The organism is Aeromonas enteropelogenes (assembly GCF_000819845.1).
GTDB lineage: Bacteria > Pseudomonadota > Gammaproteobacteria > Enterobacterales > Aeromonadaceae > Aeromonas > Aeromonas enteropelogenes.
Map to the genome: position 1 here is coordinate 12,643 of NZ_CDCG01000003.1, position 16,418 is coordinate 29,060.

Sequence of the window (16,418 nt, forward strand, 5' to 3'; positions counted from 1 at the left end):
GATAAAAAAGTGTCGGATGAACCACGTAAACCCACAGATATGTGACACAGAGCCAAGAAGTAATGATAAGGTGGTGTTTTTATCAATTTTTGTGACCGAGGCCCCGATGTTGCTCAATGTGTTGCTGATCCTGTTACCTCTGGTGATCGGCTATCTGGTTCCCCTCTCCTCTGCCCGGCTGATCAAGCTGGTCAACCAGTCTCTCGGCAAGATGGTCTACCTTATCTTGTTCCTGATGGGGCTGGGGCTTGCCTATGTGGAGAACCTCGGCAGCAACCTGGCAGTGATCTTCAAGGTGGCCGGCGTCATGCTCACCGCCATTACCCTGTGCAACCTGCTGGCGCTCTGGTGGCTGGACCGGCGATCTCCTCCGACCCACGAGGCCAGCGACGGCAAGATGCCGAGCAAATTGCACCTGTTGTGGGAGTCGCTCCAGCTCTGCTTCGTGGTGCTCGGCGGCGTGCTGCTGGGGCTGCTGGTGGACCTGCGCGCCCTGCCCATCGACAAATGGAGCGAATGGGCCCTGATGCTGCTGCTGTTTCTCATCGGGGTGCAGATGCGCAACTCCGGTATGCGGCTGCGCCAGATCCTGCTCAACCCCTGGGGCATGAAGATAGCCGCCACCGTCATTCTCAGCAGCTGGCTCGGCAGCCTGTTGGCCGCCCAGCTGCTGGAGATGCCCGCCAGCCACGCCCTGGCGATCAGCTCCAGCTTCGGCTGGTATTCGCTCTCCGGCATCCTGGTGGCTGACAAGCTGGGCCCCGTGCTGGGCTCCGCCGCCTTTATCAACGATCTCGGCCGCGAGCTTATCGCCATCCTGATCATCCCGGTGCTGATGCGCCGCCACCCCAGTGCCGCCATCGGCTACGGCGGCGCCACAGCCCTCGATTTCACCCTGCCGGTGATCCAGAAGTCGGGGGGCATCCAGGTGGTCCCGGTGGCCATCGTCTCGGGCTTTATCCTGAGCCTGCTTGGCCCCATCCTGATCCTGGGCTTTCTGGCGATCTGAGCGCCAGCATCATGAACTTTCTGGCACATTTGCATCTGGCGGCCCACACCGAGAGCTCCCTCACCGGTAATCTGCTGGGGGATTTTATCAAGGGGCCGCTGCCGACCGGGCTGGATGCCCCTTTTGATGAGGGCATTTGGCTGCATCGCAAGATAGATGGCTTCACCGACGCCCACCCCGAACACAGGTCGGCGGTGGCCTGCTTCGAGGCTCCCTGGCGCCGCTTTGGCGGCATCCTGGTGGACATGCTCTACGATCACTGGCTCAGCCAGCACTGGTCGCAATTTCACAAGCATCCCCTGCCCAGTTTCTTGCAGCAAAGCTATGCCCGGCTGTTGGCAGATCACCGCATCCTGCCGGATGGTTTGCCAACCCCGCTCACACGGATGGCGCAGCAGAACTGGATTGCCTCCTATCAGCACAGGGAGGGGCTGGGTCAGGCCCTCAACGGCATCGGTCGTCGCCTGCGCCGTCCCCTGCCCCTCGGAGATGCCCTGCTCACCCTGGATGAGAGCCGCTGGCGCCGGTGCGAGCAGGGGTTTCTGCGCTTCTACCCCGAGTTGATGGCGTTCAGCCGCCAACAGCTGGCCAAGTACCGCAGTGAGGCTGCTGCCCATCACCAAACGCCATAAAAAAACGCCCCGAACGGGGCGTTTTTGACAGCCGGATGCGTTATTTCGCTTCCTCTTTCTTCTTGCGAATGCTTAAACCCAGCTCGCGGCCACGCAGGCGGGCGTAGTAGATGGTGCCGACAAAGGCCAGGGTGGTGAGCAGCAGCTCCACCACCGCCAGCCACCGCTCCCCTTCATCCGTGGTGATCAGGGTCAGGGCATGGAGGAAGTAGGGCATCAGCACGAAGTTGCCCCAGGCGTGGGTGTAGGGGTTGCCCTGCACTATCCCCTTGAGGGGAAATAGCAGGGGCACAGTCCAGATCACCGGCAGCAGCCAGGGGTTGAGGTCCGGGTGGGGCGAGAGCCACAGGTGCCACAGCAGCACCCAGATCAGCAGGCCGAAGAAGCCGACCAGGGTCAGCAGACGGGCAAGGCGGGTGGTCACTTGAGGATCTCCAGTACCTGCTCTGGCGGGCGGCCGATACGGGCCTGGCCATTCTTGATGACGATGGGGCGCTCGATCAGCTTGGGATGCTGGTGCATCGCCTGGATCAATGCCTCACCGCTCTGCCCGGCCAGCCCCAGCTCCTTGTAGAGATCTTCCTTGGTGCGCATCAGCTGGCGCGGATCGGTGAAGCCAAGCTGGCCCAGCAGGGTACGGATGGTCTCCACGCTCGGGGCCTGCTCCAGATAGAGCACCACGTCCGGGGCGATCCCGCGCTGTTCCAGCAAGGCCAGGGTTTCACGGCTCTTGGAGCAGCGCGGATTGTGGTAGATTTGGGTCTCGCTCATGGTAACTCCCTGATTAATCGCAAGATGGGACAAGAAACGGCGCTATTGTAGGGGAAAGTGATGGTCAGGGTAAGCGGCAGTGGAAAGGAATTGAAACGAATTTGTTGGGCGATTGTGGCCGGCCTGCTGAGCGCCTGTACGCCGGCCCCCGAGTTCACCGATGCGCAGGGCCAGCCTCTCTCCCTGTCGCACTTCGCCGGCAAGCCGCTCCTGGTCAACTATTTCGCCCCCTGGTGCGCCCCCTGCCTTCGGGAGATGCCGCGCCTCGCGGCACTCGCCCGGGAAGGCGAGATCGCCGTGGTGGCCATCAACTATGACCCGGCGACGCCGGCTGAGCTGGGCCAACTGGCCGAGCGCTATGACATCCCATTGCCGCTGCTGATCGCCAACGAGACGGCGACGCTCCCCTTCTCGCGCCCGACCGGGCTGCCCACCAGCTATCTGCTCGATGGCAAGGGCCGACTGCAGCAGACCCTGGTCGGCGAGCTCGACCAGCCGCAGATCGATGCCCTCAAGGCGGCAGCCCGCACCTTGGGCAACTAACCCTTCACCCCCGTCATCACACGGGCTGTCACTCGCCACCAGTCACCAGCAATGACAAGGGCGCACCGAAGTGCGCCCTTGTTGGCTAACCGCATACAGGGTCATCACCCCTTGAGGCTGTCGAGATCCTTCTTGGCCCGCTCCAGCTCGGTGATCCTGGCTTCGAGCCGGGCTAGCGTCATCCGATCCTTGGTGGTGCCACGAGCCACGATGAGCTCGTCGATGGCAGCCTGATAATCCCCGCGCAGCGCAAGCATCTCGGCCCGCGCCATGTGCAGCTCGGTCATCCGTCCCGCCTTGCGATAGGCATCGGAGAGCAGGTTCCAGGCCAGGTTGTTCTCCTCATGCTCGCGGGCATAGGGGTCGAGAATGGCGATGGATTTCTTGTAGTTGCCGCTCTCGAGATAGGCGTTGCCAAGGTTCACCACTATCACCTCGTTGTCCGGCATGCGGATGCGGAAATTTTCCAGCCGGGCGATGGCCTGGGCGCTGCGCCCCTTGGCGAGATCGATGTCGGTCAGGGCATCCACCACGAACAAGTCTTCCGGATGGCGGGAGGCCAGCTCCTTCATCAGGGCATCCGCCTCGTCGGTGCGCTTGAGCTGGATCAGCGCCAGCGCCTTGCCGTAGATGGCGGCATCCTTGAGGGGATAATCTCCCTTCTGGATGCGGGTGTCGAAGTAGCTCAGCAACCCCTGGGGGGTGTCCGTGCCGTAGCGCACCTGGATACGCACCTTGGCCAGCCAGAAATCGAGGCTGGGTGAGAGGTTGCGGCGACTGTAGTTGCTCGCCCTGGACCGCGCCTCGCTGATCCGGGTCTCCGGCAGCGGGTGGGTCAGCAGCATCTCGGGCGGCTTGCTGGCATAGCGGTACTCGGCGGCCAGCTTCTGGAAGAAGGTCGCCATCCCCATGGGATCGAAGCCGGCGTCATACAGGGTCTTCATACCAATCCGGTCCGCTTCGTACTCGTTGTCGCGGGTGTAGTTGATGGCGGACTGCATGGAGAGGCCGAGGGTGGTCTGCAGGGCGGCGATACCGGCGGTGGGGTTGATCACCGCCAGCGCAATGGAGCCCACCAGACCGGCCAGGGTCATGGCGGAGCTGCTCGCCTGCGCTTCCATGTAGCGGGCGATATGGCGCTGGGTCACGTGGGTGATTTCGTGAGCCAGCACCGAGGCGAGCTCGCTCTCGTTGTCGGCGTAGAGAAACAGGCCGGTATGCACCTTGACCCGCCCGCCGAGGAAGGCGGCCGCGTTGATGCTGGGGTCATTGATGAGGAAAAAGGTAAACGGGAAGCGTACCCCGTCGGCATTGGAGAGCAGACGCTGGCCCAGATCGTCGATGTACTGGTTGAGCACGGGGTCGTCGATGATGGGCAGACCCGCCCGGGCGAAGCGCATGAAGGCATTGCCGTAACGGACCTCCTGCTCGATGGGCAGGGCCGAGACACCGGCGGTGCCGATGTCGGGAAGCTGGTTGTTCGCCTGGGCATGAAACGTGGCGCCCATCAGGGAGGCCAGCAGGGGAATGGATGCCATCAGGGGGGAAAAGCGTGCCACGTTATCTCTATCTCCAATAGGGTCTGTTGACGTTGCGGCGCAAGCCGCATTGCTGCGACAAATGGCGCCAGGCAAGGCGCGGAACGCCGACCATGGCCATACCCTTGGCCACTCCTGCAACGACGCATGGCGTCATTTACCGCGCAACCCGTAGGGACAGGCCAGCTTTTGCGCAAAACGTCGTGACTCGATCCATGCCCCGGGGGTGGCGCAGCCTGGTCTTGCGCAAAAACTGACGCCGTCGCGGTCGTGACGAAACGTCAGCAGACCCTACCGGGGCTTCGGCAGAATACCCTTGCCCCAGAAGGGCTACAAGCGTTGTTTCGTGCTGTCATCGCGGCCATAATAGCGACCACTCGCGAGATGGAGCCCTCATGGAGTACCTCGACCTGACCCCCTGGCGTTGCCCCGAGCCCCTGATCCGGCTCAAACTCTGGTTAAGAGAAGCCCAACCAGGCCAGGTCGTGACCATCCGCCTGGCCGATCCGGGTTCGCGGCAGGATATTCCGGCCTACCTGCAGCGCCTCGGCCATCAGGTCACGCAGCAACAGGCGCCGGATCAGACTCTCTCTTTACTACTGGTTGTCGGGGCCAGGCCACTCTCACAGACCCCGTCGTGTAAGGACGCTAGATGTTAGAAGTATTAAAGCGCTGGTATCAGACCCGTTTTTCCGATCCCGATGCCGTCACCCTCTTCCTGTTGCTGCTGTTCGGCTTTGCCGGACTCTGGCTGTTTGGCAACCTGCTCGCCCCCATCCTGGTGGCCATCGTCATGGCCTATCTGCTGGAGTGGCCTGTGGTCCGGCTGCAGCAGGCGGGGCTCTCCCGCACCCTGGCCACCAGTCTGGTGCTGCTCATCTTCATCACCCTGGCAGTGACCGCGGTGCTGGGCCTTATCCCGACCCTGGTTCACCAGAGCATCAATCTGGCCAAAGAAGCCCCGGCCATGCTGACCCATGCCCAGGACTATGTGCGCACCCTGCCGGACAGATACCCCGAGCTTGTCGATGTCAGCCTGGTGGAAACCGTCATCGACAACATGCGCCAACGCATCCTGAGCGGGGGCGAGCACCTGGTCAGCGCCTCCCTGAGCTCCTTGGTGAACGTGGTGGCCATCATGGTCTATCTCATCCTGGTGCCCCTGATGGTCTTCTTCATGCTCAAAGACAAGCAGGTGCTGATGGGGGGGCTGCGTCGCTTCCTGCCGCGCAACCGCACCCTGGTCAACCGGGTCTGGGTGGAGATGAACAACCAGATCATCAACTACATCCGCGGCAAGGTGATCGAGATCCTCATCGTCGGGGTGGCGACCTATATCCCCTTCGCCCTGATGGGACTGCGCTACTCGGCGCTGTTGGCGGTGGCGGTTGGCTTCTCCGTGCTGATCCCCTATATCGGCGCCGCCGTGGTGACTGTGCCGGTGGCCATGGTGGCCCTGTTCCAGTGGGGGCTCACCCCAGAGTTTGCCTGGCTGATGGTGGCCTATCTGGTCATTCAGGCGCTCGATGGCAACCTGCTGGTGCCGGTGCTCTTCTCCGAGGCAGTCAACCTGCATCCGGTGGCCATCATCATCGCCGTGCTGGTGTTTGGCGGCCTGTGGGGCTTCTGGGGGGTCTTCTTCGCCATCCCCCTCGCCACCCTGGTCAAGGCGGTGCTCAACGTCTGGCCCAAGCGGGAAGAGCTGCCCCGCCCCGCCCCCTGATGGGAACATCCCTGCAACGACAGGCAAAGACCAAAAAGAGAGGCCAAGCCTCTCTTTTTTGTTGGCGGCAGCGCTCATCTGCTTGCCGGCAATGCCTCTCACAGCCCAGGCCGGGCGTCAATTGGGGTCAGCGTTGGCAACACACCACTCTTTTTGCTCTATCGGTTTGAATTCACAATACAAATCGGCTTAACTGGCTACGCCACCGGCACCCTGTTGCGCCACCACTGCATCGCTCACCGACCCATAAGGATATTTCATATGCCCCCAGTCCCGGCCTTGCGCCATGCCTCTCTTGGCGCCCTTCTGGCGCTGCTGCTCTCGGCCCCCGTCCGGGCCGACCTCGACCTCGGGGCTCTCAGCGCCTTCTCCAGCGACAGCCCAAGCAGCCCCATTCCCAAGGGACTGGTCGTGGGCGGCGCATTTATCGCAGGCCAGGCCCGTTACCAGCATCAGGACGACACCCTGCTGCCCATCCCGGGTGCCCTCTATTTTGGCGACAACCTGATGTATCTGGGGGATCGGGCCCGCTACTACCTCACCCGGGATGGCGGCTTCTCCACCTACGCCTTCGGGCGGATGCGCTTTGGCAACCTGGATCCGGATGATGATGCCTTCCTCCATGGCCTCAACAAGCGCAAAGGGGAGTTCGAGGCCGGCTTCGGGGCCGATCTCATCACTCCCTATGCCCTGTGGACCATGCGGGCCACCACGGACGTGACCGGCAACAGCAACGGCCAGGAGGTGATGCTGTGGGCCAACTTCCCCATCATCCGCGGCCCGCTGCTGCTGATGCCGGGGGCTGGCGTGATGCTGCGCAGCCACAACCTCGCCAACTATTACTTCGGCGGCGTGTCGCAAGAAGAAGCCCGGGCAGGCAGGCCGGCGTGGAACACGGGCACCACCCTCTCCCCCATGGTCTCCGTCATCGGCAGCTATCGCTTCAATGCCAACTGGATTGGCGGCTTTGGCGTCAACTACGAACGTTATGACGACGACATCGCCGACAGCCCCATCGTCCAGCACAAGGGCGAGCTCTATGCAGGCTTCGGCCTCGGCTATATCTGGTAACCCCTCATCAGCCGCACAAGTCGCAAGACAAAAGAGAAAAGGAGCCCATGGCTCCTTTTCTCGCTATCCGGCAAGGTGTCACCCTCACAGCCCGGCCAGAAACGCTCCCAGCGCGCCGTTGACGAAGACAGGGTTCTCCAGGGTGGAGATATGGCCCGCTCCCGGGATCTCCTTGAAGGGGCAACCCAGCACCTCGGCCATCAGATAGCCTTCCAGCACGGGACGGGCCTTGTCCTCGCAGCCTGTCATCACCAGGCTGGGCACGGAGATCTCTTCGAGCCAGTCGATGCGATCCTCCCGGGTCACGAAGCTGCGTCCCACCGCCACCATGGCGGCCACCTTGTCGGCGGGCCAACTCGCCAGACGCGCCTTGAAGCCATCCATCAAGGCCGCATCCGGCTGATGGGCAAAAAAGAGCGGCGCCACCTGCTCCACGATGGGGGCAGGAATGGTGCCGAGCTGCTCAATCATGGCGAGCATGCCAAGATAGCGCTCGCAGGTGATCTGGGGCTCGAGGCCAACGAAGCTGTCCATCAGCACCAGGCCCTTGAGACGCTCCGGCGCCATGTGCGCGAGCTCGACACCCCACATGCCGCCGATGGAGAGGCCCACCAGCACACACTCTTCCACCCCGAGGGCATCGAGCAGCGCCAGGTGATCGCGGGCCAGGGTCGCCAGGGTGCAGGGGCCTTCGGGCTGCGCGTCGGAATCCCCGTGGCCCCAGAGCTCGGGCACGATGCAGCGATACTGCCCCTTGAGTGCCTCGACTTGCGGCGCCCACATGGCGCTGTCCCACAGATAGCTGTGACCAAACAGCAGCACAGGGCCCTGCCCCTCGTCCAGATAGGCCATGCGGCGACCCGCTATCTCCATAAACTGCTTCATGTTTTCTCCTGTTGCCTCTAGTGGAGCGGCAGTGTATCACGCGCCACTTGGCGATGACGCTTCTGTGGTGCAATCTGGAAACGTATCAACAAGGAGAAGATCATGCCAAAGGACAAGAGCAAGAAACGCCCGCGCCTCAACAAGAAGCGCTACGAGCATCACCTCGCCCATCTGCAGGAGGAGCTGGTCAAACTGCAGGAGTGGGTCAAGCAGGAGGGACTGAAAGTCGTGGTGGTGTTCGAGGGACGCGATGCCGCCGGCAAGGGGGGCGTCATCAAGGCCATTACCGAGCCGCTCAACCCCAGGGTGTGCCGGGTCACCGCCCTGCCCGCCCCCTCCAACCGGGAACGCTCCCAGTGGTACTTCCAGCGTTATGTGGCCCACCTGCCCGCCGCCGGCGAAATGGTACTGTTCGACCGCTCCTGGTACAACCGGGCCGGGGTGGAGCGGGTGATGGGCTTTTGCAGCGACGAGGAGTACCGGGAATTCCTGCGCGCCTGCCCCGAGTTCGAGCGGATGCTGATCCGCTCCGGCATTACCCTCATCAAATACTGGTTCTCGGTCAGCGACGAGGAGCAGGAGAAGCGCTTCAAGGAGCGGATCAGCACCCCCATCAAGCGCTGGAAATTCAGCCCCATGGATCTGCAATCCCGCTCGCGCTGGGTCGAATACTCCCGCGCCAAGGATGACATGTTTACTTACACCGACACCCAGGACAGCCCCTGGTTCGTGGTGGAGGCGGATGACAAACGCCGTGCCCGCCTCAACTGCATCTCCCACCTGCTCGGCAAGGTGCCCTACGAGACGATCCACTACGAGCACATAGAACTGCCCCCCATCAGCACCGAAGGTTACGAGCGCCCGCCGCTCACCAGCCAGAACTTCGTGCCGGACATCACCGCCGATCTCGATGACAAAGACGATCACTGATAACGCCTGACCCGGCCAGCCGCTCTGGCTGGCCTGTCAACGCAGCGCACAAAACTCCGGGTAGCCATTTACAGCCCCAGCAAGTCCCCTTCCCGATGGGCAACCTCACCGGCCAGGAAGATCACCTCATCCCCGGCGCAGGCCAGCCGGTTGAGCACCCTGGCGTAACAGAGGCCTTCGTGGTGCGCGGTCAGAGCAATACGCTCCCCGGTTTGCGCATCCGTCAGCCAGCCGACCCGCTGCCCCGCCAGCACCCGATCCCCGGGTGCAACCTCGTAGCTCAGGATCCCCGCCGCCGGGGCCGAGATCACCTCCACCGCAGCTAGTGGCGTCACCTTTCCCTCTGTGCAGGCGGGCGGATCAGCTGGCATCCTGAATGCGGGATCAATCCAGCCAGACTCCACCAGGCAGGCCAGCAGCCGCCGGGCGTCCTGCTCGGCCAGATGATCGGCCACATCCTGCTGCCCCCTCAGCTCCACCGTCACCGCGACCGGCACCTGTGGCCCCTCCATCAGGGCATACCAGTTCTGCAGCAGGGCATCATCAAAAGACATGCCCCCCGCCTGCTCGCTAAGCAGCATCACCCCGGCCCCGAGGCAGGCACCCAGGCGCTCCACCTGGCTGCGCTGGCGAACGTGGCCATAGAGGTGCAGCAGGGCGTCGCTGTCGCAATGGATGTCCAGCACCAGATCGGCCTCCAGTGCCCAGCCAAACAGGGTGTGCTGCAACCACGCCAGTTCGCCGCAGGGACGCCGTTCGGCCAGCCTGGCCAGCAACAAATCGCGCGCCGTCAGGTGGGTGGGTATTGCCTCCCCCTTCGCCACCAGCAGGGGATATCCCCGGTTGAAGTTCTGTCCGGTGGCGGCCAGAAAGCGCCCCTGATGCAACCCCAAATGCCACTGGGACAGACCGATGGGGTTGGCCTGGGGCACCAGACGGATACGCCCCAACAAGGCTCCCTGCTGCTCCAGGGCCATCAGATGCTGGCGCAGGCGATGCAGGGCCAGCACCCCGGGCAACTCGTCGGCATGCAGACCCGCCTGCAGATAGGCAAGGGGCCCACTGCAGCCAAATTCCCAGGCCTGCAACACCCGTTGACTGCCCGGCGTGCCGCCGGGCAGGGGGAGTTTGATCTCCTTCATCCTGTTCCCTTATTCGTACTGGTCGTAATCGAAGTACTTGTCGTTGATCTGCTTGTAGGTGCCGTTGGCCAGCAGGGTACCGAGCGCCTTGTTGACCTCCCCCAGCAGGCGGGCGTCCTGCTTGCGCACCGCGATGCCGGAGCCGGTACCGAAGTAGGCGGGGTCATTCATCCTGGGGCCGAAAAAGTCGAACCCGGCCGCCCCTTCCCGCTTCTTGAACTCCATGCCGACGCCGATTTCCACCACAATGGCATCCAGCCGACCCGCCATCAGATCCAGCCAGGCCTGCTCTGCCGAACCGTAGGTGCGCACCTCGGCCCCCGCCTTGCCATAGACATCCTTGGCATAGTTCTCCTGAATGGAACCAAGCTGCACGCCTATCCGCTTGCCGGCCATGGCAGCGGGTTCACCATTCAGGGATGTATCGCGAGGCCCCATGAAACGGGAGTAGCCCCCCTGATACTTGTCGCTGAAGGCGATCTGGCGCAGGCGCTCCTCGGTGATCGCCATGGAGGCGACGATCATGTCGAATTTTCTGGCCTTGAGCCCGGCTATCATGCCGTCGAAGTCGTACTGCCTCAGCTCGCAGGTCACCTTCATCTCGGCGCACAGCGCATTGGCGATATCAACATCGAACCCGGCCAGCGAACCGTCCGGATTGACCGTGCTGTAGGGCGGGAAGGTGCCGTCGGTCGCGATGCGAAGGACGGGGCCGGCCAGAACGGACTGGGCAAACAGCAGGCCGGTGAGTAATAACAGGGCTCGTTTCATGGTGTCTCTCCTCTGGGTGGATGGCTCGACACTATTGCATTTGCCCGATACGTTACATATACAATCCATTAACAATCACCCCAACCGTACAGGTCAAAGAGCCACTACAGTATGCCCTCCCTCTCCCTCGATCCGACCCAGGGTTCCCTGATCCAGCAGCTGATACACGCCATCCAGCAGGCCATCGCCGCGCGCCAGCTTGCACCGGGCCAGCGCCTGCCCTCGGTGCGCCAACTCGCCGCCATCCTTGGCATCAGCACCTTCACCGTTGCCGACGGTTACAGCCGACTGGTGCAACAGGGGGTGATCGTCGCCAGACGGGGGGATGGCTACTATGTGGCCCGCACGCCGCTGGCCCCGCCCATGGCGCCGCCGCCGGTACCCGATGCCCGCTGGCTGACCGACCACAGGATCACTCCGGGCCCCGAGGTGGTTCAGCCCGGCTGTGGCTGGCTGCCCAGCCAGTGGTACCCGACCCAGATCCTGCAACGCGCCCTGCGCCAGCAGGGACGAGAGGCCGACTGCGCCATCGCCTACGGACACTCGGCGGGCTGGCAGCCGCTGCGCCAGCACCTCTGGCAACACCACGAGGCGCTCGGCATTCCGGTGGAGCCGCAAGGAGTACTGTTGACCCAGGGGGCCAGTCAGGCCCTGGCACTGGTGGTGCAGTCGGAACTCCGCTCAGGCGACACAGTGCTGGTGGACGACCCTGGCTACTGCAACCTCATCACCCTGCTGCAACACGCCGGCATGAGGGTGATCGGCGTCCCCTGGACAGCGCAGGGCACCGATTGCGCCGTGCTGGCCGAGCAACTGCACCTGGCGCGGCCCAAGGCCTTCTTCACCAACCCGCGCCAGCACAATCCCACCGGCGCCAGCTACTCGGCCGCCACCGCGTTTCGGGTCTTGCAGCTCACGGCGCAGCACCACTGCCTGATCGTCGAGGACGACGTGAGTGCGGCGCTGACCCAGAGCGCCACCCCGACCCTGGCGGCGCTGGCGGGTCTGGAGCACATCATCTACATCGGCAGCTTTGCCAAGGCGCTGGCCCCTGGCCTGAGAGTGGGTTATCTGCTGGCGAGCGAGGAGCGCACCGACCGTCTGCTGCGCTACAAGGTGATGAACGCCATCGCCTCCTCCGAGCTGTCCGAGCGTCTGGTGCTGCGGATGCTCAAGGATCCCGACACCCCGAAAGAGCAGCAGCGGCTGCGGGATCGACTGCTGCGGGCCGGTGAGCGCTGGCAACAGGGGCTGGAGCAGATCCGCTGGCAGAGTTTCTGTCCGCCCCAGGGCGGTCTCTTCTCCTGGGTCAGGCTCCCTGAGCCCCATCAGGATGCCCTGCCCCTGAGCGAAGCGGCGCTGGCCGAAGGGTTATTGCTGGCCCCGGGCAGCCAGTTTCGGGTCGATGCTCCGGCCACACCCTGGCTGCGCTGCAACCTGGCATACAGCCATCAGCCTCTGCTCGACTTTCTGCAGCGCTGGGCCCGCCAGCAGGAGGGATCGTCATGAAGCGATGCTCTATTTGCACCCGACCAGAAATGAAAAAGCCGGTCTTGCGACCGGCAAAAAGGCATTGAAGATAAGGAAAACCTGCACCAGTACCCGTCAGGTACGGATGTATTTGGCGGTACGGGGGAACGCCTGCTCCTTGGTATCGAACAGATAGCAGGCCTCGGCCGGGATCCCCACGCTGTAGGTCTGACCGGCCGCCACGTCCACGTCCGAGGTGGTCTTGACGGTGAAGTCGTGACCATCCACATCCATGTAGACGAAAGACTCCGCCCCCAGGTGTTCAGCCACCTGCACCACCCCGCTCACGCGGCTGTCGGCATGGGCGTGAGCGAGCGGCACCAAGTGTTCCGGGCGAATGCCGAGCTCCACCTTGTCGCCGACCGCGCCACGGCGGGCATCGACCCGCACCCGAACGCTGTCGCCAGAGCTCAGCTTGACCAGACACTCCTGCTCGCCAATCTCCACCAGCTCGGCCGCCAGGAAGTTCATCTTGGGGGAGCCGATGAAGCCTGCCACGAACTTGTTGTCCGGGTTGTGGTAGAGATCGAGCGGGGAACCGAACTGTTCCAGGTTGGTGGCCGCCTCGCCCTTGAGCGGGCTCAGCACCACTATCTTGTCGGCCAGGGTCATGGCCTCCACCTGATCGTGGGTCACGTAGATAATGGTGGAGTTGAGTTCCTTGTGCAGCTTGGCGATCTCGATGCGCATCTTGACCCGCAGGGCGGCGTCGAGGTTGGAGAGCGGCTCGTCAAACAGGAACACCTGGGGCTGCTGCACGATGGAACGACCGATGGCCACCCGCTGGCGCTGACCGCCGGAGAGGGCCTTGGGCTTGCGCTCCAGCAGCGGCTCGAGACCGAGGATCTCGGCGGCGCGCATCACCCGCTTGTGGATGTTCTCCTTGTCCATCTTCTTGAGCTTGAGGCCGAAGGCCATGTTCTCGTAGATGTTCATGTGCGGGTAGAGGGCGTAGGACTGGAACACCATGCCCACGTTGCGCTCCACCGGCGGCACGTCGTTCATGTAGCGCCCGCCGATGGTCAGCTCGCCGCTGGTGATGTCTTCCAGACCCGCGATCATCCGCAGCAGGGTGGACTTGCCGCAGCCGGAGGGGCCGACGAAGACGATGAACTCCCCTTCCTTGATGGAGAGGTTGATATTGCGCAGGGTGTCCTTGTGAACAGCCGGATCGTAATTTTTGCGAACGTTGTTGAGTACTACTTCAGCCATGTCGAGCTCCGCTCTTGAATCTTTGCAAATCGTGATGGCGGGGGGAGCCAGCTCCCCCGGCCATGAACCTTAACCTTTGACGCCACCGGCAGTGAGCCCCCCCACCAGCCAGCGCTGGGCGAGCAGGAAGACGACCGTGATGGGGAAGCCCGACAGCACGGCGGCCGCGGCGAAGTCACCCCACAGGTAGTTCTGCGGATAGAGGTACTGCTGGGCCCCGACCGCCAGGGTCAGGTTGTTCACATCCTGCAGCAGGATGGAGGCCATGGGCACCTCGGTGATGGAACCGATGAAGGCCAGGATGAACACCACCGCCAGGATGGGCACCGACAGGGGCAGCAGGATCAACCGGAACGCCTGCCACGGGGTGGCGCCGTCGATGGCCGCGGCCTCTTCGAGCGACGAGTCGATGGTCTCGAAGTAGCCCTTGATGGTCCAGACGTGCAGGGCGATCCCCCCCATGTAGGCCAGGATCAGGCCGCCGTGGGTGTTGAGACCCAGCCAGGGGATGTAGTCACCAATCTTGTTGAACAGCGCATAGATGGCCACCAGTGCCAGCACCGCCGGGAACATCTGGAAGATCAGCATGCCCTGCAGGATGGTGGACTTGCCACGAAAACGCAGGCGGGCAAAGGCGTAGGCACAGGTGGTGGAGAGCACCACTATCATCAGGGCGGTGATCCCCGCGATCTTGATGGAGTTCCACAACCAGGTCAGCACCGGGAACGGCGGCGGCGTGATGCTGCCGTCGGCGTTGGTAATGGACATGCCCAGCGCCAGCTTCCAGTGATCCAGGGTCGGGTTGGAGGGGATGATCTCCCCCACCGCGAAGTTGCCGTTTCTAAACGAGATGGCGATGACCATGATCAGCGGGAAGATGATCAGTGCCAGGAAGCCCCACATCACCAGGTGGGTTGCCCACACCCGGTATTTGACTGATTTGGGTTGTACGATTGCCATGTTGAAGCCTCCTTACAGTTGCTTGTCGGCTTTGGACAATTTCAGGTTGAGCAAGGCCAGCGCACCCACGATGAGGAAGATGGCGGTGGCGATGGCACTGGCCAGACCGTAGTCCTGACCACCCGAGCCCTGGAACGCGATCCGGTAGGTGTAGCTCACCAGCAGGTCGGTGGTACCGGCCGGGGTACTGGCGCCAATGATGTCCGGGGCGCCATTGGTCAACAACTGGATAAGCACGAAGTTGTTGAAGTTGAAGGCGAACGAGGCAATCAACAGGGGTGTCAGCGGCTTCATCAAGAGCGGTACGGTGATCTTGAAGAAGTTCTGTACCGGGCCGGCTCCGTCCATAGCGGACGCTTCATAGAGATCTTCCGGAATGGCTTTGAGCAAGCCCATGCAGAGGATCATCATGTAGGGGTAGCCAAGCCAGGTGTTGACGATGAGGATCATCACCTTGGCCAGGAAGGGGTTGGTGTACCAGTCCGGTTTGATGCCGAACGCCGCTTCCAGGAACATGTTGATCTCGCCGAAGTTCTGGTTGAACAAGCCCTTGAACACCAGGATGGAGATAAACGCCGGGATGGCATAGGGCAGGATCAGCATGACCCGATAGAAGCCGCGGCCCTTGAGCTCTTCCCACTGCACCAGGCAGGCCAGCACCATGCCGATGGCCAGGGTGAAGGCGACGGAGCAGGTGGAGAAGATCACGGTCCAGACGAAGATCTGCAGGAACGGCGCCTGGATGCCCGGGTCGGTCACGATGCGGGCAAAGTTCTTCCAGCCTACGCTCACCACGAAACCGGGGGCGATACCCTTGCCGACGAACTGACCCTGCTCGTCGATGTATTGATAGAAGCCGGTGTCACCGTTAGGCAGCATCAGCTCGCCGGTCTGGTTGTCGCGCAGCAGGTTGCTGTCCTTGATTACCACCCCGGACTTGAGCACGGCCCCATCCATCAGCCGGGTATATTGCGGCTTCTGGGCGGCAAACTTGCGCAGGCTGCTCAGGGTCAGGTGAGTGCCGTCGTCCGGCAGTACCAGATCCAGCCCGCTCAGGTGAGTACGATGCTCGACGATGACGCGAATGGGCGCGGACTTGCGCCCGGTCTCGGCGGTTGCCACCTGCAACTCGACCAGTTGCGGGGCCGCCTGTGCTCGTCCCTCGCGCACCGCCAGCTCGCGGGCCTTGTTGTTCATCAGGGAGAGAGGTTGGCTGACAAAGGTCTGTTCACCCTGGTTCAGCAGCAGCTGGAACTGGCCGTTGTCGGCTTCCAGCAGGGTAAAATCGAATTCACCACCCGCCACCTTGTAGGATTTCTTGAGATGATAATCCCGCGCCTGCTCCACCGAGAGCAAATTGGAGCCTGAATAGTTGGTGAAGGCGATGCCAATCGTGTAGGCAAGAGGGAAGATGATAAATACAACCATGCCCGCCACACCCGGAAAGATGTAACGATGGGCATAGGTCTTCTTGTTCATGAAGACATACAGGCCGGCGGATACCACCACCAGATCCAGCAACGCGAATACCCACTCGCCACTGGCATACATCATCACGGCTGCGTAGCCGTTGAGGATGGCAACCAGGGCCGCTATGGTCCACTTGAGCCAGACGTGCTTATCCTTCGGACCGGCATAGGACTCAACAGAAGGTACTACTTCCATGCCAATTAACCTTTATAACGCCAAGAGAGAGGAGAA

At 62.6% G+C, this 16,418-nt stretch carries 17 protein-coding genes; 8 read left to right on the plus strand and 9 right to left on the minus strand.

What is annotated here, in order from left to right; genetic code table 11:
* The first annotated feature begins 106 nt into the window (after positions 1-106).
* Positions 107-1,009 carry a LysO family transporter gene (locus tag BN1123_RS00950; RefSeq protein ID WP_042024911.1) on the plus strand — a complete coding sequence of 301 codons (903 nt, stop codon included), beginning with the start codon at positions 107-109 and terminating at the stop codon, positions 1,007-1,009.
* Positions 1,010-1,020: 11 nt separating this feature from the next.
* On the plus strand, positions 1,021-1,641 hold the full coding sequence (locus BN1123_RS00955; RefSeq protein WP_042024912.1) for an acyl carrier protein phosphodiesterase: 621 nt from the start codon (positions 1,021-1,023) through the stop codon (positions 1,639-1,641).
* 40 nt (positions 1,642-1,681) lie between these two features.
* Here BN1123_RS00955 and BN1123_RS00960 read toward each other — a convergent pair whose 3' ends face one another.
* The gene (locus tag BN1123_RS00960; protein ID WP_026457653.1) at positions 1,682-2,065 is read right to left on the minus strand and encodes a DUF2069 domain-containing protein; all 384 of its coding nucleotides are present in this window, start codon (positions 2,063-2,065) and stop codon (positions 1,682-1,684) included.
* Complete coding sequence (gene arsC / locus BN1123_RS00965) at positions 2,062-2,412, minus strand: arsenate reductase (glutaredoxin) (RefSeq protein ID WP_042024913.1); 351 nt, start codon at positions 2,410-2,412, stop codon at positions 2,062-2,064. Before arsC ends, BN1123_RS00960 begins: the two co-directional genes overlap by 4 nt.
* Positions 2,413-2,472: 60 nt before the next feature.
* Between arsC and BN1123_RS00970 the strand changes: the two genes are divergently transcribed.
* The gene (locus BN1123_RS00970) at positions 2,473-2,955 is read left to right on the plus strand and encodes a TlpA disulfide reductase family protein (RefSeq protein ID WP_042024914.1); all 483 of its coding nucleotides are present in this window, start codon (positions 2,473-2,475) and stop codon (positions 2,953-2,955) included.
* Positions 2,956-3,059: 104 nt separating this feature from the next.
* On the opposite strand, the gene bepA is transcribed toward BN1123_RS00970, so the two are convergent.
* Positions 3,060-4,514, minus strand: a complete 1,455-nt coding sequence (gene bepA / locus BN1123_RS00975) for a beta-barrel assembly-enhancing protease (protein ID WP_412149433.1) — start codon at positions 4,512-4,514, stop codon at positions 3,060-3,062.
* Between the two features lie 374 nt (positions 4,515-4,888).
* On the opposite strand from bepA, the gene BN1123_RS00980 reads away from it, so the two are divergent.
* The 3 genes from BN1123_RS00980 to BN1123_RS00990 all read left to right on the plus strand — a co-directional run bounded on the left by BN1123_RS00980 (position 4,889) and on the right by BN1123_RS00990 (position 7,287).
* Positions 4,889-5,152: a sulfurtransferase TusA family protein gene (locus BN1123_RS00980; RefSeq protein ID WP_026457029.1), complete on the plus strand. Its 264-nt coding sequence runs from the start codon at positions 4,889-4,891 to the stop codon at positions 5,150-5,152.
* A complete protein-coding gene (locus BN1123_RS00985) occupies positions 5,146-6,216 on the plus strand; it encodes an AI-2E family transporter (protein ID WP_026457030.1) in 1,071 nt (356 codons plus the stop codon). Before BN1123_RS00980 ends, BN1123_RS00985 begins: the two co-directional genes overlap by 7 nt.
* A 261-nt stretch (positions 6,217-6,477) precedes the next feature.
* A complete protein-coding gene (locus BN1123_RS00990; protein ID WP_042024915.1) occupies positions 6,478-7,287 on the plus strand; it encodes a MipA/OmpV family protein in 810 nt (269 codons plus the stop codon).
* Between the two features lie 84 nt (positions 7,288-7,371).
* On the opposite strand, the gene BN1123_RS00995 is transcribed toward BN1123_RS00990, so the two are convergent.
* Positions 7,372-8,172, minus strand: coding sequence for an alpha/beta fold hydrolase (locus BN1123_RS00995; protein ID WP_042024916.1), 801 nt, complete (start codon positions 8,170-8,172; stop codon positions 7,372-7,374).
* 102 nt (positions 8,173-8,274) lie between these two features.
* Here BN1123_RS00995 and ppk2 point away from each other — a divergent pair, with 102 nt between their 5' ends.
* The gene (gene ppk2, locus BN1123_RS01000) at positions 8,275-9,102 is read left to right on the plus strand and encodes a polyphosphate kinase 2 (protein ID WP_042024917.1); all 828 of its coding nucleotides are present in this window, start codon (positions 8,275-8,277) and stop codon (positions 9,100-9,102) included.
* A gap of 68 nt (positions 9,103-9,170) precedes the next feature.
* Here the strand turns inward: ppk2 and BN1123_RS01005 are convergent, their stop codons facing one another.
* Together BN1123_RS01005 and BN1123_RS01010 are read right to left on the minus strand one after the other, a co-directional pair.
* Positions 9,171-10,244, minus strand: coding sequence for a M14 family metallopeptidase (locus tag BN1123_RS01005; RefSeq protein WP_042024918.1), 1,074 nt, complete (start codon positions 10,242-10,244; stop codon positions 9,171-9,173).
* A 9-nt stretch (positions 10,245-10,253) separates the two neighbouring features.
* The gene (locus tag BN1123_RS01010; protein ID WP_042024919.1) at positions 10,254-11,015 is read right to left on the minus strand and encodes a transporter substrate-binding domain-containing protein; all 762 of its coding nucleotides are present in this window, start codon (positions 11,013-11,015) and stop codon (positions 10,254-10,256) included.
* Positions 11,016-11,126: 111 nt separating this feature from the next.
* Here BN1123_RS01010 and BN1123_RS01015 point away from each other — a divergent pair, with 111 nt between their 5' ends.
* Positions 11,127-12,524: an aminotransferase-like domain-containing protein gene (locus tag BN1123_RS01015; protein WP_042024920.1), complete on the plus strand. Its 1,398-nt coding sequence runs from the start codon at positions 11,127-11,129 to the stop codon at positions 12,522-12,524.
* A gap of 96 nt (positions 12,525-12,620) precedes the next feature.
* Here BN1123_RS01015 and BN1123_RS01020 read toward each other — a convergent pair whose 3' ends face one another.
* From BN1123_RS01020 to malF, 3 genes are all read right to left on the minus strand, one after another.
* Entirely contained in the window at positions 12,621-13,757 is a 1,137-nt protein-coding gene (locus tag BN1123_RS01020; protein ID WP_042024921.1) for an ABC transporter ATP-binding protein, read from the minus strand.
* A gap of 69 nt (positions 13,758-13,826) precedes the next feature.
* Positions 13,827-14,717, minus strand: coding sequence for a maltose ABC transporter permease MalG (gene malG, locus BN1123_RS01025; RefSeq protein ID WP_005299600.1), 891 nt, complete (start codon positions 14,715-14,717; stop codon positions 13,827-13,829).
* 12 nt (positions 14,718-14,729) lie between these two features.
* Positions 14,730-16,382, minus strand: a complete 1,653-nt coding sequence (gene malF / locus BN1123_RS01030) for a maltose ABC transporter permease MalF (protein WP_042024922.1) — start codon at positions 16,380-16,382, stop codon at positions 14,730-14,732.
* Positions 16,383-16,418 lie beyond the last annotated feature (36 nt).